Below are 25322 nucleotides of genomic sequence, written 5' to 3'. Positions count from 1 at the left end.
ATTCAGTGCTCCCGATGCGCGGCGAAGGCCAGCTTGTCGACATAAGCCAGCAGCAATGCCGACACCACGAAGGTCATGTGGATGACCACCAGCATCACCAGCTTGTCGTTGGCGATCTTTTCGGCGTTGACGAAGGCCTTCAGCAGATGGATCGAGGAAATGGCCACGATCGCGGCGGCGACCTTGATCTTCAAGGTGCCGGCATCGACCTTGCCCATCCACGACAATTGGTCGCCCTCGCGGGCGGCCTCGATGCGCGAGACGAAGCTTTCATAGCCGGCCAGGATCACCATCACCACCAGATTGCCAACCAAGGCCAAGTCGATCAGGCCCAGGGCCACCAGCACCAGATCGGCCTCGGCCAAGTCGGGCAGGCGCGGCACCAGATGGACCAGTTCCTGAAAGAATTTGAAGGCGAACGCCAGCAGCAGCAGCGTCAGGCCGACATAAAGCGGGGTCAGCAGCCAGCGACCCCAGAACAGGAAGCGTTCGATCACGTTTTCGATAAAGGCCATGGCAGTCCCCATTCATCCGGGGACTGACATAGCGGACATGGCGCGGATGTCAACCGCTCAGGCGGCCCTGACGTCCTTCAGGAAGGTCTCGACCTCGAACCGCAGCAATTCGGCCTGGCTCGACAATTCCCCGGCTGCCGTCAGCACCTCGCCCGCGGTGGCACCGGCGGTCTCGGCGGCCTGGCTGACCTCGACGATGTTCGACGACACCTGCTGGGTGCCGACCGCAGCCTCTTCGATCGAGCGGGCGATTTCGTTGGTCGCGGCGGTCTGCTGCTCGACGGCGGCGGCCACCTCGCTGGACGCGCGGTTGATGGCGTCGATGGTGCCGGAAATCGAGCCGATGGCGTCGGCCGCCTCGCGGGCCGAAGCCTGCAGCGCGGCGATCTGCGCCGAGATTTCGTCGGTGGCCTTGGCGGTCTGGTTGGCCAGGTTTTTCACCTCGTTGGCGACCACGGCGAAGCCCTTGCCGGCCTCGCCGGCGCGCGCGGCCTCGATGGTGGCGTTCAGGGCCAACAGATTGGTCTGGCTGGCGATGTTGTTGATCAGGCTGACCACCTCGCCGATCCGTCCGGCGGCATCGGTCAGGCCGGCGACGATGCGGCCCGAGCGCTTGGCCTGGTCGGCGGCGGCGTCGGCGATCGCGGTCGAGGTCTCGACCTGGCGGACGATTTCGCCTTCCGATGCCGACAATTCCTCGGTGGCGGCGGCCACCGTCTGAACGTTCATCGCGGCGTTGCCCGCCGCTTCCGCCACTGCCGAGGATTGGCGGCTGGTCTGTTCGGCGATGGCCGACATCGACTGGCTGGCCGCCTGCATCTGGGTGGCCGCCGCCGACACCGACTTGATCACCGTGGCCACCGAACTGTCGAAGGTGGTGGCCAGTTCCTCGATCCGGCGCTGGCGGGCCAACTGCGCCTCTTGCACGGCCATGCGCTCGGCGTTGGCGGCTTCCGCCGCTTCCAGTTGATTGCGGAACACCACCAGGCCGCGGGCCAGTTCGCCCACTTCGTCGGGCCGCTCGGTGTGCTTGATCTCGAAACCGTGTTCATCGTTGGTCAGCCGGCCGATGGCGACGGTGATGTTGCCCAGCGGAACGGTGATGGTGCGCCCGATCCACCAGGCGATCAGGCTGACCGCCAGGATGATGCCGACGCCCCACAGGGCGAAGACCAGCGCGCTGGCCCGGAAGGCGGCATCGACATCGTCGATATAGATGCCCGAGCCGATCACCCAGCCCCATGGGGCGAAACCGGCGACATAGGACAGTTTGGCGATCGGCTTGGACTGGCCGGGCTTGGGCCACATATAATTGACGAAACCGGCCCGGGCGGTATCGACGGTGTCGTTCATCTCGCGAAACAGATAGCGCCCCGAAGGGTCCTGCATCGAATCCACCGAGCTGCCGATCAGCTTGGCATTGGGATGCGACAGCATCACCGAACCGTCGCGGCGGTGAATCCACAGATATTCGGTGGTCTCGTAACGAGCGGCGCCGATGGCGGCCAGGGCGCGCGCCTGCGCTTCCTCGCGGCTCAGCCGTCCGGCGGCCTCCTCGGCCTGGAAATGGGCCAGCAGGGATTGTCCGACCTCGACGATATGGCGGGTCTTGACCTCGCGGTCGGCCATCAGGTCGGCCCGGGTCCGCATCAGGCTGACCACCGAAACGGCCAGCAGCCCCACCAATGCCGTGACGACGATCAGTCCCAGCCGAACACCAATACGCATCCTTCAACCCCCCGGTTAGCTGTGCGTAACTATCAGTTGCTAACCCGGGGAGTATCCAAACGCTGCAGTGCGATGTCAACCTTCGTTTAGAGAGTTTCCAAGTGGCCTATACTTTTAGGTAGTCAGCCTCTTTTCTTCCTCAGCGCGGCTTCAAGGCTGTCGCACACGGTGCGCAGTACCTTGACGCGGGCGAGGGACTTGGAATTGGCCTCGACCAGGGTCCACGGCGCCAATCCGGTCGAGGTCTTCTCGACCATGTCGTTGACCGCCGCTTCATAGACGTCCCACTTCTCGCGGTTACGCCAGTCCTCGTCGGTCAGCTTCCACTTCTTGTATTCGATCTCGCTGCGCTGGTTGAAGCGGGCCAACTGCTCTTCCGCGGTGATGTGCAGCCAGAACTTGCACAGCACATGGCCGGCTTCGACGATCTGCTCCTCGAAATCGTTGATCTCGCCATAGGCGCGGCGCCAAGCCTCCTCGGTACAGAAGCCCTCGACCCGCTCGACCAGGACGCGGCCGTACCACGAGCGATCGAAGATGGTGACGCGGCCGGCCCGCGACAGATGGCGCCAGAAGCGCCACAGGTAATGCTGGGCGCGCTCTTCCTCGGTGGGGGCGGCGATGGGAATGACCTGATAGTCGCGCGCGTTCAGCGCGTTGGTCATGCGGCGAATGGTGCCGCCCTTGCCGGCGGCGTCCCAGCCTTCGAACACCAGAACCGTCGAGACGCCCCGCTCCTTGGCCTTGCGGTACAATTGCGACAGTCGGCCGCGCTGCTCCTGGATCTGTCGGTTGTATTCCTCGCCCTCGACGGTCTGGGTCATGTCCAGCGACGACAGGATCGACGGCTGGCTGGCCAGCGCCTTGGGCTTTTCGATCTTCTTCGACTTGGCGGGCTTTTTCAGCTCGGCGGCGACCTTCTTGACCGCTTCGCGCTCGTCGAAATGCTTGAGGATCGCTTCCTTGAGGGTGTTGAGCACCACCGCCGAGCGATAGCGCGGATCGGCCCCCTCGACCAGGTGCCACTGGGCGTGGCCCTTCGAGGTGTGGCGGATCAAGCGCTCGGCCGTGCCGACGAACTTGTCGTACATCTTGAAATGCTGCCAATCGACCTCGGTGACCTGCCAGGCGGTCAGCGGATCGTCCTCCAGCTTCTTCAGGCGCTTCTTCTGCGCCTTTTCCGACAGATGCATCCAGAACTTGATGATCAAGGCGCCCTCGTCGGCCAGCGCCTTCTCGAAATGGACGATGCGTTCCAGCATTTCGTCCATCTCGGGCACCGAGATCACCCCGTGCACGCGGTCCAGCAGCGGCCGGTGATACCACGACGACAGGAACATGCCGATCTTGCCCTTGGGCGGCAGGTCACGCCAGTAGCGCCAATATTCGGGACGATCGGCCTCCTCGTCCGAGGGGCGACCATAGGCGCGGGTGACGATCCAGCGCGGATCCATCCACTCGTTCAAAAGGTTGGCCGTTTCGTTCTTGCCGGCGCCATCGACGCCGCCGAAGACGATGATGACGGGAAAATCGGCCTCGCGCAGGCGCTGCTGCAGGTCCAAAAGCTCGGTCCGCAGAACCGGAGCCATGGCGTCGAATTCCTCCCGGCTGATCTTGCGACCGAGTTCCGCTGCCTCGAACATAGGATTCCCCCCCTTTGCCCCGCACACCTTAGGTACAGAAAGGCTATGCCTGTTTCACCTCACCGACAAGGCGCTAGATCAAGTCGCGATCGTATCGCGGCATGATCTCGTCCTTTTCAGCCCCTCGCCGGGCGCCGCCTTCCGGCGGCTTGGCCGCGGCCGCAATGGCCGCCGAGCGGAGCGTGATTCAACCGAATCACGCTCCGCTTAATGCGCCGGAACATCCCCGGCCGACAGGTGCGGGCGAACCATCTCGGCCAGTCCGTGCTGCAAGAATTCGCCGCCGCCATTGACCAGGATGTCGATGGGGGCCACCGAGAAGGCCGGATGCGGCTGGCGCAGCCAGTCGCGGCGGCGCTGATGGTCTGGCTCCAAGGTCGCCAGGGTGCGCTGGATGGCGATGATCTGCTTGAGCGGCTCGAGTTGCTGGGCGGTCAAGACCTGCGGCGGCGCCCGATGCCACCCGGCGGCCTCCTCGCCCATCACCGCCAGTTCTTCCTCGGGGCTCAAGCCAAGGTCGGCGCAAGCCGCCTGAGCGTAGGCCACCACCTGCTGCAACCCGACCCGCTGCCACAAGGCGTTTCGTTCCTGGTCGGACAGCGCCGCCATCAGCGGTGATTGCGCCCGCAGCAGCCCGCCTTGCGGGCTGGCCTCAAGCACCGCTTCGGCCAGGCGTTCGAATGGACCGTCCAGCAGCTCGCGCCATGCCTCGTCACCGGCAGGCCGCAACCGCGCCCGCGCCCGCTCGATCAAGCCGGGCGTCGCCATCACCTGCTCGATCAGCACACGATGGAAAAACAGCCGCCGAGCTTCTGAAACGGTAAAGCGATCCATCACGGCCTCCATTAATTAGACAGCCTTAATGTACACCGAACCCGACATCACGGTCATTGCGGATATTGCTGTATTCCCTTGATCCTCTCCTACCTCTTTGGAACCATGGGTCGAAACCGAATCCCTTATCGACACCGAATTCGATCGGTGATTAATCAAGGTCAAGGATGCGATCCTTTTGTCCGCTATCTTGTGGTTTAGGCACCGTACCATTCCCGCCCCGTCGAGTTTCATGGAGCTGACAATGTTGAGCCTGCTGCACAAACTCCGGATCGGCCCTCGGATTGGTCTGGCCATGCTGGTCCCGATTCTCGGGATGCTGTGGTATGCCGGCGCGGCGGTTGTCGAGAAGGCAGCCTTCGCCTCGCGGATGAACCAGCTCGAGGAAGTGGCGGCCATCGGCCCGGTCATCGGCGCGGTGGTGCATGAACTGCAAAAGGAACGCGGCACCTCGGCCGGCTTCATCGGCAGCAAGGGCGAGAAGTTCCGCGACCGCCTGCCCGAGGTGCGCAAGGCCACCGACGCCCGCGCAGAAGGCCTGAACGACGCCGTCAAGAAGGTGGCGGCGGGCCCGGCCGGGGCGCAATTGGCCGACGGCATCGCCGCCCTGAACTCCGCCCTGGCCCAGTTGCGCGACAAACGCGCCGCCGTCGACGGGCTGTCGATCACCGCCGTCGAGGCGGCCGACTATTATTCCGGTCTGATCGCCCGCATGCTGGCCCTGATCGAGCGGATGGCCGCCATCAGCACCGATGCCGAGGTGACCAAGGCGTCGATCGCCTATGCCCAGATGCTGCACGGCAAGGAACGAGCCGGCCAGGAACGCGCCACCGGTTCGGCCGGCTTCGGCGCCAAGAAATTCGAAGGAGTGATCCTGCGTCGCTTCACCCAATTGATCGCCCGCCAGGAAACCTTCTTCGCCAATTTCGCCGCCTATGCCACCGCCGACCAGAAAGCGATGCTGGACAAGGTGTTGGTCGACCCGATCACGAAAGAGGTCGATCGCATGCGCCTGGTCGCCATGGAAAGCGCGTTCAGCGGCGACACCGGCGGCATCGAGGGGCCGGTATGGTTCGACACCATCACCAAGAAGATCGACCTGATGAAGGCGGTCGAGGACAAGGTCGCCGCCGACCTGGCCGAACTGGCCGGGTCCGTCCATGATCGGGCCGAGAGCAGCCTTTACGCCACCTTGATCAGCACCTTGGTCCTGATGGTGGCGGGTCTGGGCATCGCGTGGTTCATCGCCACCGACATCACCCGTCCGCTGGCCAAGGTCATCACCGCCATGAACCTGCTGTCCAAGGGCGGCCGTGAGCCGGTGGACAGCGACGGCAACCGCTCGGACGAGATCGGCGACATGGCCCGCGCCGTCGAGGTGTTCCGCCAGGGACTGATCCGCGCCGACGATCTGCAACGACAGCAAGAGGCCGAGCAGCAGGTCAAGGATCGGCGCGCCCGTGTCATCGACGGCATCCTGGAACGCTTCAACCAGGAAGTCGCCGAGGTGCTGGAGACCATGTCGTCGTCGGCCACCGAACTGGACGCCACCGCCCAGGCGATGAGCGCCACCGCCGAGGAGACCTCGAACCAGGCCACCGTGGTCGCCGCCGCGGTCGAGGAGACCGCCGTCAACATGCGCACCGTCGCCGGCGCCGCCGAGCAATTGGCCGGCTCGGTCGAGGACATCAAGCGGCGCGTGGGCGAATCGGTGACCATCGCCGACACCGCCAAGTCCCGCGTGCAGGCGACCAACCATTCGGTCCAGGCGCTGTCGACGACGGTCAGCAAGATCGGCGAGGTGATCGAGCTGATCAACGCCATCGCCAGCCAGACCAACCTGTTGGCCCTGAACGCCACCATCGAGGCGGCCCGGGCCGGCGACGCCGGCAAGGGCTTCGCCGTCGTCGCCAACGAAGTCAAAAGCCTGGCCAACCAGACGGCGCGCGCCACCGAGGAAATCGCCACGCAGATCCGCGCCGTCCAGCAAGAGACCCGCAGCGCCGTCGGCGCCATCGGCGAGATCACCGGGATCATCGAGGAAATGAGCACGATCTCGTCCGGCATCGCCGAATCGGTCCACCTGCAAGACACCGCCACCGCGGAAATCGCCACCAACGCCCAGCAGGTGGCCCAAGCCACCGCCGAGGTCAGCTCGAACGTCATGGGGGTCAACCAGGCGGCCGACGAAACCGGCAAGGCGGCGTCGGACGTTCTGGAAACGGCCCGGTCGGTGTCGAACCGGGCGACGTCGCTGCGTGACCAGGTCAACGTCTTCCTGACCACCATTCGGTCGGCGTAACGCCGAGCCACCGTGTAAAAAGCGAGAGCGGGCCATGAAATATACCGTCAACCGCAACGGCGCCGCCGTCACTGCCGGCATTACCGGGCGCCTGACCTTCGCCGACGCGCCGCATTTCCCGCAATTCCTGCGCGAGGTGATGCAAGAAACCCAGTCGTGCACCATCGACCTGTCCGGCCTGGAATTCATCGATTCCACCGGCATGAGCCTGTTCATCCATGTTTATGACCAGTCCCGCGCCGCCAACGTGACCGTCACCCTGAAAGGGGCCACCGGTCCCGTGCACGAGGTCCTGAGCCGCGCCGGCTTCAAGGATCTGTTCCCGTTCGCGTGACTTCATGGCCTCGCCACCCTCCATCGAACTGATCGCCTGCGGCGTTCCCGCCGCCGCGTGCGAGGTGGCGCGGCAATCCTTGTCCAGGCTGACCTCGGCGCGGCGCGGCGCCCTCAGGGTCGCCTTGTTCGACGGCGACAACGCCGACTTCGACGCGCTTCTGGCAAACCCGATATCAGCGGCGCTGGACGTCGCCTGCCTGTCGGCGCGGCACGCCATGCCCATGCGCCCCGACGTGCTGGTGTGGCGGCTTTCCACCCGCACCGCCTTGAAGATCGACGGCGCCAGCGCCTTCACCAAGGCGGTGATCTGCCGTCAGCCTGGCCTGGCCCCGGTCGAGGGCAAGATCGCCATGGCCCTGCAGGAAGCCATCGGCAACGCCGTCCTGCACGGCAACCTGGACCTGAAGACCGCCCAGCGCGGTAACCTGGAGGGGTTGGTCGAGTTCGCCGCCGAGATGGAACGCCGAACCGCCGATCCGGCCTACGCGTTCCGCCCGGTGACGGTCGGAGCCGTGACCTGCGGCGGCCGGATGGTGATCTGGGTCGATGATTGCGGACGCGGCTTCACCCCGGTCGCGCCCCGCGACATCGTCTTGTCGGCCGGCGGCGGCAATGGCTTGGCGATGATTCGCGCCTGCTGCCAGGATCTGGCGATCCGCCGGGGCGGCCGGAGAACCGTCATGGCCTTCGCCCTGCCGGAATAGGTCGAACTGCTGGATTGGGCGTTGCGGCGGGGAACCCCGGCGCCCGGTCCGTCGCACATGTGCGAGACCGAGGCGCCGTCCCCCCTCCCCCCCCGGGGAAGTCTTTCGCGGGATGCGGGACCGCCCAAGGGCGGCCCCACCCGTAAGAGTCCGTTCCGATCGGGCCAAGCCCCCCTTGCCCCGGACCGGCTTACCGGTCTCTCGAAACGCTCCCGCTACGCCTGTTACGATAAAAGAGAACGCTCGCCAGTGCTATCGGGTATCTACCTTAGGATAGTTCGTAACTACCCCCCATCGAACCGAAGGGTCAGTGCGGCAGGCGATAGAACTCGGCGATGATGTTCCAGGCCTCCTCGGCGGTCTCGACGAAGCTCAACAGATCCTTGTCCTCGGGGCCGATCATCCCTTCCATCGCCATGGCGTCGAAATTGATCACCCGTTCCCAATATTCGCGGCCGAACATGATGACCGGGATCGGCTCGATCTTGCCGGTCTGGATCAGGGTCAGCGCCTCGAACAACTCGTCGAACGTGCCGAATCCGCCGGGGAAGGCGACCAGCGCCCGCACCCTGATCATGAAATGCATCTTGCGGATGGCGAAATAGTGGAAGCGGAAACACAGTTCCGGGGTGATGTACTGATTGGGGGCCTGTTCCATCGGCAGCACGATGTTGAGACCGATCGACTTGCCGCCGGCCTCGAAGGCGCCGCGGTTGGCGGCCTCCATGATGCCGGGGCCGCCGCCGGTCTTGACCACGAAGTCGCAGACATGCTCGCCGACACAGGTGTTGGTGACAATGCGGGCCAGGCGCCGCGCTTCTTCGTAATAACGGCTGTTGGCCAGCATGCGCCGGGCAATGGTCAGCTTGCGGGCCAGGTCCTTGTCGCGCGGCTTGTCGCGAGCGGCCTTTTCAGCCTCGGCCAGGTGGCGGGCCGCCGTCTCGGGATCGGGGATACGGGCCGAACCGAACATCGCCACCGTCGAGCGGATGCCCATTTCCTGCTGCAGCAATTCCGGCTTCAACAATTCAAGCTGCAGCCTGACCGCGCGCAGATCGGGGCGCAGCAGGAAGTCGTCGTCGGCGAAAGCCAGCCGATAGGCCGGCGATTCGGTCTGCGGGGTTTGCACTTGCGGTTCGGGCGCGAAGGTGTCGGCTTCGTCACGCGCGGTTGGGAAGGGACCTGCTTCGGCGCTTTCGGTCATCATGCTCTCGGTTCGACGCTTGCTCTGTCCTATTGTTGTGGGTCTTCGTTAGCGGCGGGTAAAGAGCCGTGCTATACGGGACCGAAGAAGTGCATTTTGACGAGGATTGTAGGCCCATGACCGCGCAACAGTTCGATTCCTTCGGCGAATTCGCGTTGACCGTGGTGGTCACCAGCCCGCCCTGGTACGAGAACTGCTATGTCGTCCGCCACAAGGACAGCGGCGAGATCGTCATCGTCGATCCCGGCGGCGACGCCGACCGCATCCTGGAAGTGGTGCGGGCGATGAACGGCACACCCAAGGCGATCTGGCTGACCCATGGCCATCCCGACCATCTGGGCGCCGCCCGCGCCCTCGAGCTGGAACTGGGGATACCGACCGTGGCCCACGCCGACGAGGCGTCGGTCATCGCCCGTTCGAGCGACCTCAACAAAAGCTTCACCGGCCAGGCCCAGGAAGGTCCCGGCAACGTCACCTACTTCAGCGGCGAGGCGAACCTGGAACTGGGCGGCAAGGCGATCCGCGTGGTCCACACCCCCGGCCACACCCCCGGCGGCATCTGCTTCGATTTCGGGGATTTCGCCCTGACCGGCGACACCTTGTTCCGCCACGGCGTCGGCCGCACCGACCTGCCGGGCGGCAGCGAACAGAAGCTGTGGGAATCGATCCCGCGCTTCCTGGGTCTGCTGCCCGACGATTGCCAGCTGTTTTCCGGCCATGGCCCGGAATGGCCGGCCGGCGAGGCCCGGCGCTGGTGGCGGATGATGTCCTAGGCCTTTATAGATCCACCATCTCGACCGCCGGATCCGGCCCCAGTTCGGGGAAGAAGCGCGCCGCCATTTTGGCGAAACGGTGCGGCCCGTCGGTGGTGACCAGACGCACCCTCGCGTCGCCCCCCGTGGCGGTCAGGTCCCGCGCCGCCAGCACGCGGGCGACTTCCTCGGCGACGGCGTCGGCACAATCGACGAAGACCGGCCCATCGCCCAGCGCCGCCCGCATGGCCGGGCGCAGCAGCGGAAAGTGGGTACATCCCAGCACCAGGCAATCGGCCGCTTGGTCGCCGGTAAACAAGGCGCCGAGATAGGACTTGGCCATCTCTTCGGCGATCGGCCCGGTTTCCATGCCTTCCTCGGCCAGGGCGACGAACATCGGACAGGCCACTTGCGCCACCCGGGCGTCGGGCCGATGGGCCAGGATCGCCTTGGGAAAGGCGCCCGACGCACAGGTTCCCTCGGTGGCGGCAACGACGATCCGGCCGGATCGCGATGCCTTGGCCGCCAGGGCTGCGCCGTCTTCCACCACGCCGATCACCGGCAGGTCGGGGAAACGGTCGCGAACCGCGACCAGGGCGTGGGCCGAGGCGGTGTTGCAGGCCAGAACCAGCATCTTCACCCCTTGCCCCCGCAAATAGTCGGCGCCTTGCAGGGCATAGCGAATAACCGTCTCGGGGGACTTGGTTCCATAGGGCAGACGAGCCACATCACCCAAATACAGCAGTGATTCGCCGGGCAGCCGGCGACGCAGCGCGGCGGCGACGGTCAAACCGCCGATTCCTGAGTCGAAAATTCCAACAGGCAGGGCGTTTTGTTGGCTTTTTAGGGTGATCACTGGATAGTCAGCCGGCTTTTGCGCGTGGCAAGAAAGGGTCGCCGGTTGAATAGCGGATTTTTCCGCCAAGTGGGACTAATTTCGAACACTACCAAGGCTTGCTTGGCGCCTGCGCCCAAATAGCCTATAAAGCTAGGTGGGGATTGTCGGGAATATGTACCTTCTCGGTCGGCGTGCCATTGGGTTCGGGGAATAGAATGCGGCTCACCTTCAGGCCTCGCGCGAAGGCAGGACTTGCCCTTACGCTCGCTTCGGCAGCAAAGGACTAGGCGATGTCGTGGTCTCTCGCCCGGAAGGTTTCGGCGGCATTGGTGGCCATCCTGTTATGCACAGGGCTGCTGACCGCGGTGTTCGGCTATTACAAATTCGAGGATGTGTTGTCCTCGCTGGTCCGGTCGCGCTACAGCTTCGTCGTCTTCACCATCAAGAAGAACATCGAGGACCGCCTGAACCTGGGCCTGGCCCTGCGCCAATTGCGCCAAATCCAGGAAACCATCGAACTCGAGAAGGTCCGCGACGACCAGATCCTGGGCATCGAGATTTACGACGCGCGGGGCGAGGTGCTGTTCAACACCGATCGCGGCGGCATCGGCGTCAGCGTGCCGGCCAAGTGGCTGGAGCCGCTGGCCCAGCCATCCAGCCAGCCCTTCTCGCTGATGGATGACGACATGCAGTTGGTCGGACTGCCGCTGGTCAACAATCTGGGCAAGGTCGAAGGCGCCGTGGTGCTGCGCTTCCCGTCGGCCTTCATCGACCGCGAACTGGGCCCGCTGCTCAGCCGCGTCGCCGTCGAGCTGCTGGCCGCCCTGGGCCTGTTCTCGGTGATCGCCCTGGTTGCGTCCTATGTCGTGCTGGGATCGGTCGGCCGACGCCTTCGCGCGATGGAGCGCACCTTGGCCACGGTGCTGGCCGAAGGCGGCGACGCCGAGCCCGACCCGACCGACGAGGGCGGCTTCGAAAGCCGCTATGCCGAATTCGTCGCCAAGACGCGCGAGGCCGTGGAACACATCGCCGAATCGACCCAAGAGGTCGAACGGCTGGATCGATTGGCGTGAGGCCCCGATGAGACTCGACCGCTCACGACCCCTGCTGGTCCGCCTGTTCGTCCTGGCGATCCTGATCCTGGTGCCTCCGGTGGCGATGATCACCTTCCGCGCGCTGGGCGAGTTCGAACGCGGCATGGTCCCGGAACTGGACAAGAAGGCCGCCGCCATCGGGCGCGACATCACCGCCCAGGTCGAACGCGCCGTCGAGCTGGGGATTCCGATCGACCATCTGGTGGGGGTCGATGAATTCTTCCGCCCGGTGCTGATGGCCAATCCGGAACTGCGCTACCTGGCGATCTCGGCCCCCGACGGAAGGGTGCTGTTCGTCACCGGCGCCCCGTCGGCCGACCTTGAACCCCATTACCGCGAGGCCGGGCAGGCCACCAACCTGACCATCGGCGACTTCCTGGACCTGGCGCTGCCGGTCCAGTCGAAGGGCGAGCGGGTCGCCGCCGTCCATGTCGGCTTCGACCAGGGCTATATCGCCAGCCGGCTGTCCGATATCTTCTACGACATCGCCGTGGTCTTGGTGGCCTCGCTGATCGTCGCCTTCGAGATCTTGCTGTTCGTGGTGTTCTTCAACGTCACCGGCCCGATGAAGCTGGTCGGACTGGTGGTCGATCGCGCGCGGCGCGGCGATTTCTCGCATGTGGCCGGGGGCCTGTCGGGCGACGAGGTCGGACATTTCGTCCGCACCTTATCGACCACCATCCGCCGCGCCGACGACCAGTACCGCAGCTTGATGGCCTATATCGACGAGGTGCGTGCCGCCCATTTCGACAAAAGCGTGGTCGAGCGGGTGGCCGAGATCGCCGACCGCGTCAAGTTCCTCTATCGCTTCGCCGAATCCGGCCGACCGGCGGTATTGCGCGAACGCCTGGCCACCGACATCCGCCTGCCGCTGTTCCTGTTCGTCTTCGCAGAAGAGATGGGCCGCGCCTTCATGCCGCTCTATGCCCGCGAATTCGGCCAGAGCACCGGCCTGTTCACCACGGAAATGCTGATGGCCCTGCCCATCACCATGTTCATGGTCGGCATCACCGTGGCCTCGCCCTGGGCCGGCTCGGTGATCGCCCGGCTGGGGACTCGCCGGGTGTTCCTGACCGGTCTGATCCCGGCGGCGGGCGGCTATTTCCTGACCGCCTTCGCCGATTCGGTGGTTCAGCTGATCGTGTTGCGTATCGTCTCGGGCCTGGGTTACGCCCTGGTCACCGTCGCCTGCCAGACCTACATCTCGCGCGCCACCTTGGAAGGCAAGCGGGCCCAGGGCCTGGGCATCTATGTCGGCGCCGTGCTGACCGCGTCGATCTGCGGCACCGCCATGGGCGGCGTGCTGGCCGAACGGGTCGGCTTCGACGCCACCTTCGTCGTTTCGGCGGTGCTGGCGGCGATTTCCGGCTGGCTGGTCCACCGCCTGCTCGATCCCGGCGCCGAGGGCGGTAAGGCCGCCGACGACGGCGACGGCTCGGCCAGCGACAAGTCGTTGTTCAGCCTGTTCGCCAACTGGCGCTTCACCGCGCTTTTGCTGTTCGCGGCGGTGCCGGCCAAGATGGCCTTGACCGGCTTTTTGTTCTTCCTGGTTCCGGTGATCTTGTGGCGCGCCGAGATGTCGCTGCCCGAGATCGGCCGGACCATCGTCTTGTATCCGCTGATCATGGCCATCTTGTCGGCGGTGTCGGCGCGGATCTCGGACCTGACCGGCTGGCGTACCGGGCTGGTGGCCATCGGCGGCCTGATCGGCGGCCTGGGCCTTTTGCTGCCGCTGCCGCAACTGGGCCTGGAACCGTCGATGGCGGTCGCCCTGGCCATCATCGCCCTGGGGGTGTCGCACGGCCTGTCGGCCTCGCCGCAATTGGCGCTGGTGCCCGACCTGTGCTGGATCGAATGCCACACCTTCGGGCGCACCCGGGTCCTGGCCCTGGTCCGCACCGTGGAACGCCTGGGCTCGATCGTCGGGCCGGTTTTAGCGGCGGCCTTCATTCCGATCTGGGGCCTGACCGGGGCGGTGGTCGCGCTGGGCGGGGTGGTGCTGGTGTTGTCGGTGATCTTCGTGGTGTGCTCGTTCGCCTTCGGCAGCGGCCTGCATCTCGTTGCCGAGGAGGATGGCGAATGATCCGCCGCGATTTTCTGGCCGGACTGGGGGGATTGGGGGCCGTGGCGGCCTGGCCTTCGGGGCTGGCCGCGCAGCCGGCCAAGCCGCCCCGGCCCTACCGCATCTACATGGCGCTGTTCCGTGGCTGGGAAGAGGCCGCGCAAGGCTTCAAGGACTATTTCACCAACCAGGGCATCCCGGTCGAGCTGATCATCCGCGACTGCGCCCAGGACAAGAGCAAGTTGCCCGGCTTCGTCGCCGAGGCAAAGGAGATGAAGGTCGACCTGGTGTTCACCTGGGGCACCACCGTCACCCAGGAGATGCTGGGGACCTTCGACAAGGTCGATCCGGCCAAGCACATCACCGACATCCCGGCGGTGTTCGCCATCGTCTCGCAGCCGGTCGGCGCCAAGGTGGTGCCCAACCTGCTTTCGTCGGGCCGCAACATCACCGGCACCTCGTACCTGGTGCCGATGGAAACCCAGGTGAACCTGCTCAGGTCGTACCTGCCGGTCAAGCGCCTGGGCATGGTCTACAACCCGCTGGAGCGCAACTCGCTGGTGGCGATCGACGAATTGCGCGAGCTGGGCACCGCCCAGGATTTCGAGGTCATCGTCGCCCCGGTCGATGTGGTCGAGGGCAAGCCGGTGGCGGCCAGCATCCCCGGCAAGGTCGCCAGCCTGAAGGAATCCGGCGTGGGGTTCCTGTACATCCCGCCGGACACCTTCTTGAACGTCAACCGCGACATCCTGACCCAGGCGGCGCTGGACCAGCAATTGCCGACCTTCGCGGCGGCCGAGAATCCGGTGGTGACCTCGAAGGCGCTGATCGGCGGGGTCTATCGCTATTACACCGTCGGCCAGCTGACCGCCTACAAGGCCGAGCAGATCCTGGTTCACAACAAGCCGCCCCAGGACATCGCCATCGACGCGCCCAAGCGGCTGTCGATCATCTTGAACATGCCGGTGGTGCGGGCGCTGGGGGTCTATCCGCCGATGAACCTGCTGAGCCTGGCCGAGGTGATCGACGGGCCGGGGGGCAAGCCATGACCGCGCCGCCCAAGAAGGCATTGCGCATCCTGGTGTGCACCAAACGCGACTTGGCCGGGGCCATGGTGCTGAACCAGGTCCTGTCGCATCTGGTCGGCGACCAGGTGATGGTGCTGCTGTCCGACAAGACCCGCCCGGTCGAGAACGCCGTTCCCGAGCTGGCCGAGATCAAGTTCCTCGAACGCGACCTGCCGATCGACACCATCTTCCCGCTGATCGACGCCACCGGTGACGATACGTGCCACCACGCCACCTTCGACGGACTGGCCCGGCGCTACGGAATCCCGATCCAGGTGGTCGCCGATATCAACGGCGAGGACGGCGAGTCGCTGGTGCGCGCCTTCGCCCCCGACATCATCTTGTCGGCGCGGTTCTCGTTGATCTTCAAGCCGAACATCTTCGAAATCCCACCGCTCGGCACCTATAACGTCCACCCCGGCGCGCTTCCGCGCTATGCCGGACTGTTCGCGCCGTTCCGCTGCATGTTGGAAGGGGGCAAGCGCATCGGCTGCACCTTGCACCAGGTCGATCGCGGCATCGACACCGGCCCGATCGCCGGCATCGGCTGGATCGACATCAATCCGGCGCGTTCGTTGTTGTGGCATGTGACCCAGACCTACCGACCCGGCCTCGAGCTGTTCTTCCAGGTGCTGGATGGCCTGCGTGAGGGGCGCCAGCCGGCCCTGACCGAGCAGGATCGCAGCCAGCGGGTCTATGGGTCGCTGCCGGGCGCCGACTCGTTCAAGGACTTCGCCGCCAAGGGCTTTCGTATCTACGATCCTGCGGACTACCTAGAGGAGCTGCGCAGCTTCGTCCCCGAGGCGCTGCACGCCCGCATCGACCATCTCGCCCATACCGCGGCCAAAGGAGTGGGGGCGTCATGCTGCTGCGGACACGCGTAACCCTGATCGTCACGGTCAGCTTTTCGCTGCTGGTGGCCGGCCTGACCTTCGCCGCCATCAAGAGCGAGGAACTGGCCGACGAACGCTATGCCCAGGCGACGCTGAACGGACAGGACATCTTCTGGCGCAAGCTGGTGGAAAACACCGTGCAGCGGCTGGAAACCGATGCCCGCGCCGTCGCCACCGACGAATCCCTGGTCCAGGCGGTGGAAAAGCGCGACCCCACGCAAATCCTGGCCCTGGCGGTGCCGATCGCCGACGGCATGCGGGCCCGCGGCCAGGTCAGCCGCTTCGAAGTGATGAACCGCGACGGCGAGCTTTTGTACAATTCGCGCGGTTCGCTGCTGGAACCGCCGACGGTCGATGCCGGCACCGTCCGGACCATCGTCGATTCCAACAAATCGGTGCGCGGTGTGCTGCAAGACGCGTCGCGCACCTTCACAGCCACCCTGGCCTTCCCGATCGAGCACAAGGGCGAGGTGATCGGCGTCGCCGTGCTGGCCGCCGACATGCAACCGCCCCTGGCCGAATTCAAGATTTCGACCGGCTCTGAAATCTTCCTGGTCGACCGTATCGGCCAATTGTCACTGGGGACCGACGATTCCATCTGGAAAATCTTCGAAGGCAAGATTTCCGTCCGTAAATCACGGCTGGAAACCTGGCAGCAGGGCGAAATCTTCTATTCGGTCGCCGTATTGCCGGTCTATGACGGCGCATCCCGGGTGATCGGCGCCCTGGTCACCGCCCGCGACGTCACCGCCACCCAAACCCGCCAGCGCCAGATCCGCCAGATCGCCATCGGCTCGGTCGGCGGCTTCCTGGTGGTGCTGCTGGCGCTGTTCACCGTCTATCTGCGCCGTTCCTTCCACCCGCTGGACGAGGCCATCGCCGTGCTGAACGCGCTGTCGCGCGGCGACACCTCGGTCACGCTTGAGGTCAAGAACGACCAGGACGAGATCGGCCGCATCGCCGGCACCGTCGGCGTGTTCCGCGACAATGTCGTCAAGCTGGAACTGATGCAGCAGCGCCGCGAACGTCAGCGCCGCCGCCAGGAACTGTATATCCGCCTGCAGATGCTGAAGATGAGCGAAATGCTGGAGGAAGAGGCCCGCGCCGCCGTGCTGGCCGACCTCAAGCAGATCGAGGCCATGGCCGAGCGCGGCCCCGAAGAATCCGGCGACACCGATTCCGGCAAGGGCGAACTGGAAGTGCTGGGCGTGGCCTTCCAGACCATGTCGGACCGCATCCGCGAACAGCATTTGTCGTTGCAAGAACTGATCACCCAACGGACCCGCGAGGCCGAAGTGCTGCGCGAAGCCTTGCGGACCCGCGAACAGTTGGACGCGCTGCGCCAGGAACTGGATTTCGCCCGCGAACTGCAATTGTCGTCGCTGCCCCAGGTGTTCCCGCCCTTCCCCGACCGCGACGAGTTCCGCATTCATGCCGGCATGGTCCCGGCCAAGGAGGTCGGCGGCGACTTCTACGATTTCTTCCTGATCGACCGCTATCATTTGGGCTTCGTCATCGGCGACGCCTCGGGCAAAGGCGTCCCGGCGGCGATGTTCATCTCGATCGCGCGCTCGCTGATCAAGGCGGTGGCGCCGTTGTCGTCCAGCCCCGGCGAGTGCCTGGCCTTCGTCAACACCATGTTGTCGGCCGACAACCCGCACACCTTGTTCGCCACCTGCTTCTATGCGGTGCTCGACACCCGTGACGGCCAGGTGGCCTATTGCAATGCCGGCCATCCGCCGTCCTTGATCCTGCGCACCAGCGGCGAGGTCGATGCCATCCGCGATGTCTCGGGCGTCGCCTTGGGCGTGATGGAAGGGCTGGATTACGAAACCGGTACCTTCCAATTGAACCCCGGCGACACCATCTTGCTTTATACCGATGGCGTCACCGAAGCCCAGGACGTCGTCTCGGCCCTTTACGACGAACCTCGCCTGATCGAGAAGCTGGGAACCCTGGGGGGATATGCCCCGCAGGACATCATCGCCGAGGTGCACCGCGCGGTCGAAGCCTTCGTCGGCGAAGCGCCGCAATTCGACGATATCACCATGCTGTCCTTGAGCTTCGATCGGGTCAGCACCGACCTGGAAGCGTTCGATGAACCGGATCGCCGGTTGATGCTGACAGGATTCAAGGCCACCCCGTCGGTCGAGGTCATGAATATGGATGCCGCCCCGCCGCCCGTCGCGCCGCCCCCCGCGCCCACTCCGGCCCCGCCCCCGGCTTCGCAGCCGGCCGCCGCAGCCGCCCCGGCGGTGAAGGTGATCCGGCCGACGATCGTGGCCAAACCCAAACCCCCGGTAACGGTCGCCATCAAGAAGCCCGAGCCGGCGCCCCAACCCGCGGCCAAGCCGGCCATCCGCATCATCAACAAGCCGAAGATCGTCGCGGCCGCGCCGCCGCCGCCCGCCCCGGCCCCGGCCCCGGCCCCGGCACCTGTTGCCGCGACGCCCCTGCAACACCACGATCACAATGTCTTGAAGGTGGCCATCAGCAACGATCTGGCCGAGTTGGAACGCCTGGCCGGGCTGGTCGATTCCTTCGTCGAGCGGCACGGGATGCCCGAACGGATCGCCTTCAACCTGAATCTTTGCCTGGATGAACTGATCACCAATATCATATCCTATGGGTATTCAGATGATCAGCATCACGACATTCATGTCCGGTTCGTGCTAGTCAACGGGACGCTGATGACCGAAATCATCGATGACGGGGCTGAATACAATCCCTTCACCGAAGCCCCCGAGCCGGACCTGGCCCTGGAGGTGGACGACCGCCCGATCGGCGGGCTGGGGGTCTTCCTGGTGAAGGAGTTTATGGATAAAACCGAGTATCGCCGCGAAGACGGGCGCAACGTCGTGACCCTGTGGAAGGGTACCGCGGAACAGGAGAGTTGAGATTATGGAAATCAGGGAAGAAGTGAGCGAAGGCCTGACGGTGCTGGTTCCCATCGCCCGTGTCGACAGCGCCACGGCCAAGGCCTTCGAAGCCAAGGTGGTGGCGGTGGTCAATTCCGGCGCACCGCGCATCCTGATCGATTTCGCCGAAATGGATTACATTTCCAGCGCCGGCCTGCGCGTCGTGCTGGTGGGCGCCAAGATGACCCGCGCACCGCGCAAGTTCGCCCTGTGCTCGATGAAGCCGCATATCCGCGAAATCTTCGATGTCTCGGGCTTCGCCAAGATCTTGCAGATTCATCCCGACCGCGCGACCGCCGTCGCCGCCATGCCCCCGGCCTAGGGGGGCGGGCTGGTCGGGGCCGGTATCCTCTGATACAATGGTCCGACCCAATATAGCGGGAGGAAAGCCATGCCAGATCCAATGAAGGACTTGAACGCGTTCCAGGCGGCATGGTTCCAGGCGTGGACCACGGCCTCCCGTCAAAGCCTGGAGATGTGGAAACACCTGTTCGAGGCGCAACATCGCATGCTGCATCAGGTGTCGAAATATCACCGAGACCATGTCGAGATCGCCACCGGGGCGTCCTTCACCGACAAATACGGCAAGCGCGCCCACGACATCGATCCCGAGCGCGACGTCTAAGGCGGATTTCGAGCTGACCGGATCAGTACAAAATCCGCGACAAGCCCGAGCGGCGATTAAGCAGGGCCACCGGCATTAGTGCGCCTGCGCCTTGCGTTCCATCTCGGCGATCAGCCAGCGATCCAGCGACAATCCGCGACCCTTGCCGCCCTCTTGCCAGGCCAAATGGGCGCGGAGCCGGATCGCACCGAGATCACGCCCGTTGGCCAAGCGCGACGAAAGGTCACGGTTGATCCCGATCAGCGTTTCCACGTCGTCGTCGCGCACGCCCTTGCCGGCCTTGCAGGTGGTGGTCATCACGAAATCGGCCAGCCTGCGTTCGAACACCTTCCAGGCCGACCGCCGGGCGACATCCGACAGCGCCATCCACACCCGATGATTGGTGTCCAAGGCGGCGACAAAGCGTTCCGCATCGTGTGCGGTGGACAATTCCTCGGCGGCTTCCAGCAGGGCGACGGCGCTGCTTTCCTCGAGGGAAAGGCGGACGGGAATGGCTGCGAACGACATGAGATCCTCCCCTGCGAGAGCACTTTTTCGCCCACCCCAACCGCAGGCGAGTTTAAGAATTTTCGTCCCTGACGGCAATCAGGTAGAACGCTTAGTCACCTTGGATGTATGGCTGGCCCGGCCTGGACTCGCAAGCCCGCAACGGTTACCGTTCGGTGAAATAACCGTTTGAAAACAAGGGAGTTCCCCTGCTCATGCTGAAGAAGCGATCGCTGGTCGTCGCCGGCCATTCGACCAGCGTCACGCTGGAGGAGGAGTTCTGGGTTGAACTGAAGCGGATCGCCGCCCTTCGCGGTCAGTCGATCAACCAGATGGCGGCGGAAATCGACAGCGACCGGGCCGGCAACCTGTCGTCGGCGCTTCGGGTCTTCGTCCTCGAGCATCTGCGGAACGAAGCCGGGAAGGATTAGCCGTCGAACACCGTGTCCGGAACTCCAGACACACCAAAGCGCCGGGCTTCACAATGGAAGCTCGACACCCGGCCAACCGCCAGGGGTACCCTGGCGGCGGCAAACGAGAGCAAATCTATTGGCGCGGCGCCGATCAGCGGTTCATGCGGCCAACCACGAACACCAGCAGGCCGGCCGTCACCACGATCGTGGCAACCAGGAATCCCAGAGCGATGTAAGCTTCAGTATCGAGAACCATACGTTCCTCCCCCTCGAAGGTACTTTGTACGGACCGCCACCATAAGCTGATCGGCAAGCGCTTGCCTTGACATAGATCAGAAGCTGGATCAAACAGCGGCGGGGGCCACCAGCTCGACGCAATTGCGCCCGCGCTCCTTGGCGCGGTAGAGGGCTTGGTCGGCGCGGGCCAGCACGGAATCGATCCCCTCGCCCTCGGCCGACAGGTCGGCGCCGCCAATACTGATGGTCGGCCGGACCGAGCCGCCTGGGACCGTCAGGTCGATTTCGGCGACGGCCGCGCGCAGGCGCTCCGCCAATTCGCGCGCCCCCACAGGGTCGGTCTCGGGCAGCAGCACGCCGAATTCCTCGCCGCCCAGGCGCCCCAGCAGGTCGGCGTCGCGCAGGCAGGTCGCCGCCACCCGGGCGATGGCCTTCAGGGCCTCGTCACCGACGGCGTGACCGTAGCGATCATTGATGGACTTGAAGTGGTCGGCATCCATGATCAGCACCGACAAGGGCCGCCCATAGCGCCGGGTTCGCTGGATCTCGCGATCGGCAATATCCAGGAAATGGCGGCGATTGGCGATTCCGGTCAAGGAATCGGTGGTCGCCCACACCCGCAATTCCTCTTCGATCTTCAGACGGTGGCCGATTTCCGTCTGCGTCAGGGCCAGTTCCACTTCGAGCCGGCCGGTAATCTGGCGCTGCACCACCACCGCCAGCCACGAAAAGCCGACCAGGGCGATGCCGACCAGCAGGGCGTTGCGCATCCAGTCGGCCCGCCATCCGGCGACGATTTCCCGACGCAGGACGCCGACCACCACCACCAGCGGCCATTCATCCAGCGAGCGATAGGCCAACATCCGCTCGGTGTCGTCGACGATGCTGCCTTCCGGCCGGGTCCAGGCGACGCCGAACGGCGCCTGCGGCAGGGACTGGGTGAACAAGGCGGTGCGCGACAAGTCCTGGCCAAGCTGGCCAGGCAGCGGCGGGACGCGAAAAAGGTTGATGCCGTCGCGGCGATGGATGGCGATGGCGCTGCCGGACGGCAGGTTGGGCATGCCGCCCAGCAGGTCGAAGGCGTCGGGCGAAATGGTCATCACCACCAGCCCGGCGAAGGCGCCATTGGAACGATAAATGCCGTGCACCAGGGCCAGCGCCGTTTCCGCCGAGACCCGGGTGGTGAAGGGCGGCGAGATGAACAGCGAACGCTGGACGCCGCCTTCGGCGAAGAACTTGAAATAGGCGCGGTCGGCCACCTTGATGGACGGCAATTGGTCGCGATAGTCGGTATGACTGACGAGGCGGCCGGACTGATCGACCAGCCCGATGGTCCGCAGATGCTCGACCGACTGGGTGGTGTGGATCATGCGTTCCCACACGTCCGGACTTTTCATGCTGGCCGGCCCCGCCGCCTCGATGCGGCCGACCAGGTCGGACAGTTCGCGGTCGAATTGGCGAAAGCGTTCGGATACCGAGCGGGCCAGGAACCAGGTGGTGTCATGGCCCTGGCGCGCCGCTGCCGTGATGCGGCCGTCGAAATCCTTCCAGGCCAGGAAGGAAAACACCGCCAGGATCGCCGCGGTCAGCGCGCCCAGCAACACCCAGCCATAGAAACGATGCAACGTCGGACGATTCATCAGCCCGCCCCCCAGCGGCATCACGTGGTTTAGGGTGTCACCCCACACCTGTCAATTCGGCATGGGTGGGCGGGCGAACAACCATACGGTGGTTGGGGGGGCGACTATTCCGCCGCGACCTTGCGGGCCAACAGGCCTTTCAGTTCGGGAATGCACGAGCCGCAGCCGGTGCCGGCCTTCAAGGCGGCTCCGATCTGGGCGACATCGGTCAGATGCTGATCGCGGATCGCCGCCTCGATGGTCGCCAGTCCGACCGAGAAGCAGGCACAGACGATCGCCCCCTGGTCGGTCTGCCCGGCCGGGGCCTTGCCGGCCAGCACGGCGGCGCGTTCCGACGCCGAGGCGACGGCGCGGCCGACCAGGCGGGCCACCCAGGCCCGCACCACGTCGGGCCGGTCGCGACCGACGAACAGGGCCGCCGCCAGATGTTCGCCGTCCATCCAGGCATAGCGGGCGATGCCGCGGGCCGGATCCATCACTTCCAGCCGATTCCGCCCGAACCGGGCGTCAAGAGCCGCGACCAACCCTTGGACCTGGGCCGGGGAATCGCCGGCCAGCTCGGTGATCTGGGCACCGTCGGCGGCGTGGCGCACCCACCACGGCAGATCGGGCAGGTCGAGCGGGGCGGCGGCCACCAGCACCGCGCTCCAATCGGCGGTGAAGGGCTCGATCTTGACCGGCATATGCTTGGATTCAGGCTGGCCCGACACCGGATCGACATGGCCGGCCAACAGCCGGCCGACGATGGCCCGCGCCGCGAAGCGGTCGGTCCAGTGCATCGGCAGGAACACGTCGCCCGGGCGCTGGTCGGTGGTGGCGCGCAGGCGGGCGACATAATCGCCCAGCCGGCTTTTCACCCGGACCAGGGCGCCGTCCAACAGGTTCAGCCGGCCGACGTCAATGGGGTTGATGTCCAGCAACGGCTCCGAGCGGTGGCCGGACAGCCGGGCCGACAGGCCGGTGCGGGTCATGGTGTGCCATTGGTCGCGGTAACGCCCGGTATTCAGCCGAAGCGGCCAATCGACATTGGGCATCTCACGCGGGGGCCTGGCAGTCACCGCCACCAGTCGGGCCTTGCCATCGGCGGTGAAGAACCGGCCGTCGGCGAACATGCGCTTGCCGCCCCATTGGGTCGGCACCATCGCGTCGTAATCGCCGCCGATCCAATCGGTCAGGTCAAGGTCACGGCTGCCGCCATTCTCGAAGGCGGTCAGGCGGGCATATTCGGCGAAGATGGCGGCGGAATCCTTCCAGGCGAAGGCGGACCCGAAACCCAGATGGCCCGCCACGGCGGAAATCGCCTGCCAGTCGGACCGGGCCTCGCCCACCGGGGACAGGAACGGACGCTGGCGGCTGATGGTGCGGTCGGAATTGGTCACCGTGCCGTTCTTCTCGCCCCAGCCGTGGGCCGGCAGCTTGATGTGGGCGAAGCGCATGGTGTCGGTATCGGCGACACAATCCGACACGATCACCACCGGGCACTTGGCCAAGGCCCGGCGCACCAGATCGGCTTCCGGCAGGCTGACCGCCGGATTGGTACCCATGATCCAGATGGCCTTGACCTTGCCGGCATCGACGGCACGGAACAGCTCGACCGCCTTCAAGCCCTCGGACGACGCCATGCGGGCGGCGTTCCAGAAACGGCCGACCCGGTCGACCGAAGCCTGATCGAAGCCCATATGGGCGGCCAGTTGGTTGGCCAGGCCGCCGACCTCGCGCCCGCCCATGGCGTTGGGCTGGCCGGTCACCGAGAACGGGCCACAACCCGGCTTGCCGATGCGGGCCGTCGCCAGATGGACGTTCAAGATGGCATTGACCTTGTCGGTCCCCGAAGCCGACTGGTTGACGCCCTGGCTGAAGATTGTGACCACCTTGGGGGTGGCGGCGAACCATTGGAAGAAGGTGGCGATATCGGCGGGCGCCAGCCCGGTCTGGCAGGTATCGGCGGCGCGGGCGGCGCTCAGCGCCTCGGTGAAGCCTTCGGTGTGGGCATCGACGAAGGGGAAATCGATCAGGCCGGCCGCCTCGCAATGGGCCAGCAATCCATTCCACAAGGCGACGTCGGAACCGGGCGCGAGGGCCAGATGCAGGTCGGCGATGTCGCAGCAATCGGTGCGGCGGGGGTCGATCACCACCACCCGCGTCCCGTGGTCTTCCCGTGCCTTCTTCAGGCGCTGGAACAGCACCGGATGGCACCAGGCCAGGTTCGAGCCGGCCAGCACCACCAGATCGGCCAGTTCCAGATCGTCATAGCATTGCGGCACGCTGTCGGACCCGAAGGCGCGGCGATGGCCGGCGACGGTGGACGCCATGCACAGGCGCGAATTGGTATCGACATTGGCGGTCCCTAAGAACCCCTTGGCCAGCTTGTTGGCGGCGTAATAATCCTCGGTCAGCAACTGGCCGGACAGATAGAAGGCGAAGGAATCGGGGCCGTGCAACTCGATCACCGAGCGGATACGCCCGGCGGCTTCCGCCGTCGCATGGGTCCAATCGACGGCGCGGCCATCCACTTCGGGCCGAAGCAGGCGGCTGTCGGGGGCCAGGGTGTCGGCCAAGGCCGTTCCCTTCGAGCACAGCCGGCCGAAATTGGCCGGATGCTGGGGATCGCCCGCCACCTTCCAGCCGTCGGCCTCGGGGGTGACGACCAGGCCGCAGCCGGTGCCGCAATAGGGACAGGTGGTCCTGACCCCGCCGTCAGCCATGGGCCACCTTCCGGGCCGCTTCCAGGCCCAGGAAGATGGCGCCGCCATCCTGGCGGACCGGAACGGTGGTGGTGCAGCCTTCGTCGGGGGCGTCGGCGGCGCCGCTGTTCAGGTCGATCACCCAATTGTGCAGCGGACAGGCGACCTTGCGCCCCGAGACGATGCCCTCCGACAGCGGACCGCCCTTGTGGGGGCAGCGGTTGATCAGGGCGAACACCTCGTCGGTGGCGGTGCGAAACACCGCCACTTCGCCCAGGCTGGTCTCGACGGTCCTGGCCCCCAGGGCCGGGATGTCCGACAGCGTGCCGATATTGATCCAGTCCATC

General features: G+C 65.4%; 22 protein-coding genes. 12 read left to right on the top strand and 10 right to left on the bottom strand.

Annotated elements, in window-relative coordinates:
* Positions 1-2: 2 nt before the first annotated feature.
* From A6A05_RS11420 to A6A05_RS11405, 4 genes are all read right to left on the bottom strand, one after another.
* Positions 3-515, bottom strand: a complete 513-nt coding sequence (locus A6A05_RS11420) for a TIGR00645 family protein (RefSeq protein WP_082910884.1) — start codon at positions 513-515, stop codon at positions 3-5.
* Between the two features lie 57 nt (positions 516-572).
* Positions 573-2243, bottom strand: coding sequence for a methyl-accepting chemotaxis protein (locus A6A05_RS11415; protein WP_068500830.1), 1671 nt, complete (start codon positions 2241-2243; stop codon positions 573-575).
* A gap of 122 nt (positions 2244-2365) precedes the next feature.
* The gene (gene pap, locus A6A05_RS11410) at positions 2366-3886 is read right to left on the bottom strand and encodes a polyphosphate:AMP phosphotransferase (protein ID WP_068500825.1); all 1521 of its coding nucleotides are present in this window, start codon (positions 3884-3886) and stop codon (positions 2366-2368) included.
* Between the two features lie 207 nt (positions 3887-4093).
* Positions 4094-4720 (bottom strand): hypothetical protein, encoded by a 627-nt coding sequence (locus A6A05_RS11405; protein ID WP_156521017.1) that lies wholly within the window; start codon positions 4718-4720, stop codon positions 4094-4096.
* 244 nt (positions 4721-4964) lie between these two features.
* Here A6A05_RS11405 and A6A05_RS11400 point away from each other — a divergent pair, with 244 nt between their 5' ends.
* Genes A6A05_RS11400 through A6A05_RS11390 form a run of 3 tightly spaced genes read left to right on the top strand, consistent with a single transcriptional unit; the run spans position 4965 to position 8062 of the window.
* Positions 4965-7022 carry a methyl-accepting chemotaxis protein gene (locus A6A05_RS11400; RefSeq protein WP_068500978.1) on the top strand — a complete coding sequence of 686 codons (2058 nt, stop codon included), beginning with the start codon at positions 4965-4967 and terminating at the stop codon, positions 7020-7022.
* A 34-nt stretch (positions 7023-7056) separates the two neighbouring features.
* Positions 7057-7356 (top strand): STAS domain-containing protein, encoded by a 300-nt coding sequence (locus tag A6A05_RS11395; RefSeq protein WP_068500820.1) that lies wholly within the window; start codon positions 7057-7059, stop codon positions 7354-7356.
* 4 nt (positions 7357-7360) lie between these two features.
* Positions 7361-8062, top strand: coding sequence for an ATP-binding protein (locus A6A05_RS11390; RefSeq protein ID WP_068500815.1), 702 nt, complete (start codon positions 7361-7363; stop codon positions 8060-8062).
* Positions 8063-8369: 307 nt separating this feature from the next.
* Here A6A05_RS11390 and A6A05_RS11385 read toward each other — a convergent pair whose 3' ends face one another.
* Positions 8370-9269: an LOG family protein gene (locus A6A05_RS11385; RefSeq protein WP_068500812.1), complete on the bottom strand. Its 900-nt coding sequence runs from the start codon at positions 9267-9269 to the stop codon at positions 8370-8372.
* A 113-nt stretch (positions 9270-9382) separates the two neighbouring features.
* Between A6A05_RS11385 and A6A05_RS11380 the strand changes: the two genes are divergently transcribed.
* A complete protein-coding gene (locus A6A05_RS11380; RefSeq protein WP_068500808.1) occupies positions 9383-10039 on the top strand; it encodes an MBL fold metallo-hydrolase in 657 nt (218 codons plus the stop codon).
* Between the two features lie 4 nt (positions 10040-10043).
* On the opposite strand, the gene murI is transcribed toward A6A05_RS11380, so the two are convergent.
* A complete protein-coding gene (gene murI, locus A6A05_RS11375; protein WP_068500805.1) occupies positions 10044-10874 on the bottom strand; it encodes a glutamate racemase in 831 nt (276 codons plus the stop codon).
* Positions 10875-11146: 272 nt separating this feature from the next.
* On the opposite strand from murI, the gene A6A05_RS11370 reads away from it, so the two are divergent.
* The 7 genes from A6A05_RS11370 (at position 11147) to A6A05_RS11340 (ending at position 19515) form a co-directional block, all read left to right on the top strand.
* A complete protein-coding gene (locus A6A05_RS11370; protein ID WP_156521016.1) occupies positions 11147-11929 on the top strand; it encodes a hypothetical protein in 783 nt (260 codons plus the stop codon).
* A 7-nt stretch (positions 11930-11936) separates the two neighbouring features.
* Positions 11937-14033, top strand: a complete 2097-nt coding sequence (locus A6A05_RS11365; protein ID WP_068500799.1) for an MFS transporter — start codon at positions 11937-11939, stop codon at positions 14031-14033.
* Positions 14030-15061, top strand: coding sequence for an ABC transporter substrate-binding protein (locus tag A6A05_RS11360; protein WP_082910883.1), 1032 nt, complete (start codon positions 14030-14032; stop codon positions 15059-15061). The genes A6A05_RS11365 and A6A05_RS11360 overlap by 4 nt, the downstream gene beginning before the upstream one ends.
* Positions 15058-15963, top strand: coding sequence for a formyl transferase (locus A6A05_RS11355; protein ID WP_068500796.1), 906 nt, complete (start codon positions 15058-15060; stop codon positions 15961-15963). Before A6A05_RS11360 ends, A6A05_RS11355 begins: the two co-directional genes overlap by 4 nt.
* On the top strand, positions 15942-18869 hold the full coding sequence (locus A6A05_RS11350) for a SpoIIE family protein phosphatase (RefSeq protein WP_068500793.1): 2928 nt from the start codon (positions 15942-15944) through the stop codon (positions 18867-18869). The genes A6A05_RS11355 and A6A05_RS11350 overlap by 22 nt, the downstream gene beginning before the upstream one ends.
* Positions 18870-18873: 4 nt before the next feature.
* Complete coding sequence (locus tag A6A05_RS11345; protein ID WP_068500790.1) at positions 18874-19212, top strand: STAS domain-containing protein; 339 nt, start codon at positions 18874-18876, stop codon at positions 19210-19212.
* A 69-nt stretch (positions 19213-19281) separates the two neighbouring features.
* The gene (locus A6A05_RS11340) at positions 19282-19515 is read left to right on the top strand and encodes a hypothetical protein (RefSeq protein ID WP_068500788.1); all 234 of its coding nucleotides are present in this window, start codon (positions 19282-19284) and stop codon (positions 19513-19515) included.
* 75 nt (positions 19516-19590) lie between these two features.
* Here A6A05_RS11340 and A6A05_RS11335 read toward each other — a convergent pair whose 3' ends face one another.
* Positions 19591-20022, bottom strand: coding sequence for a hypothetical protein (locus A6A05_RS11335; protein WP_068500783.1), 432 nt, complete (start codon positions 20020-20022; stop codon positions 19591-19593).
* 194 nt (positions 20023-20216) lie between these two features.
* Between A6A05_RS11335 and A6A05_RS11330 the strand changes: the two genes are divergently transcribed.
* Positions 20217-20432 carry a ribbon-helix-helix domain-containing protein gene (locus A6A05_RS11330; protein WP_068500780.1) on the top strand — a complete coding sequence of 72 codons (216 nt, stop codon included), beginning with the start codon at positions 20217-20219 and terminating at the stop codon, positions 20430-20432.
* A gap of 326 nt (positions 20433-20758) precedes the next feature.
* Here the strand turns inward: A6A05_RS11330 and A6A05_RS11325 are convergent, their stop codons facing one another.
* The 3 genes from A6A05_RS11325 to nirD form a co-directional block, all read right to left on the bottom strand.
* Positions 20759-22291, bottom strand: coding sequence for a sensor domain-containing diguanylate cyclase (locus A6A05_RS11325; protein WP_172822266.1), 1533 nt, complete (start codon positions 22289-22291; stop codon positions 20759-20761).
* A 104-nt stretch (positions 22292-22395) separates the two neighbouring features.
* Complete coding sequence (locus A6A05_RS11320; protein ID WP_068500775.1) at positions 22396-24996, bottom strand: nitrate reductase; 2601 nt, start codon at positions 24994-24996, stop codon at positions 22396-22398.
* The gene (nirD, locus tag A6A05_RS11315) at positions 24989-25321 is read right to left on the bottom strand and encodes a nitrite reductase small subunit NirD (protein ID WP_068500773.1); all 333 of its coding nucleotides are present in this window, start codon (positions 25319-25321) and stop codon (positions 24989-24991) included. The genes A6A05_RS11320 and nirD overlap by 8 nt, the downstream gene beginning before the upstream one ends.
* Position 25322: the final 1 nt, after the last annotated feature.

The organism is Magnetospirillum moscoviense (assembly GCF_001650635.1).
GTDB lineage: Bacteria > Pseudomonadota > Alphaproteobacteria > Rhodospirillales > Magnetospirillaceae > Magnetospirillum > Magnetospirillum moscoviense.
Note: the sequence above shows the minus strand (reverse complement) of the source record. Positions and strands in the feature narration are given on the sequence as shown.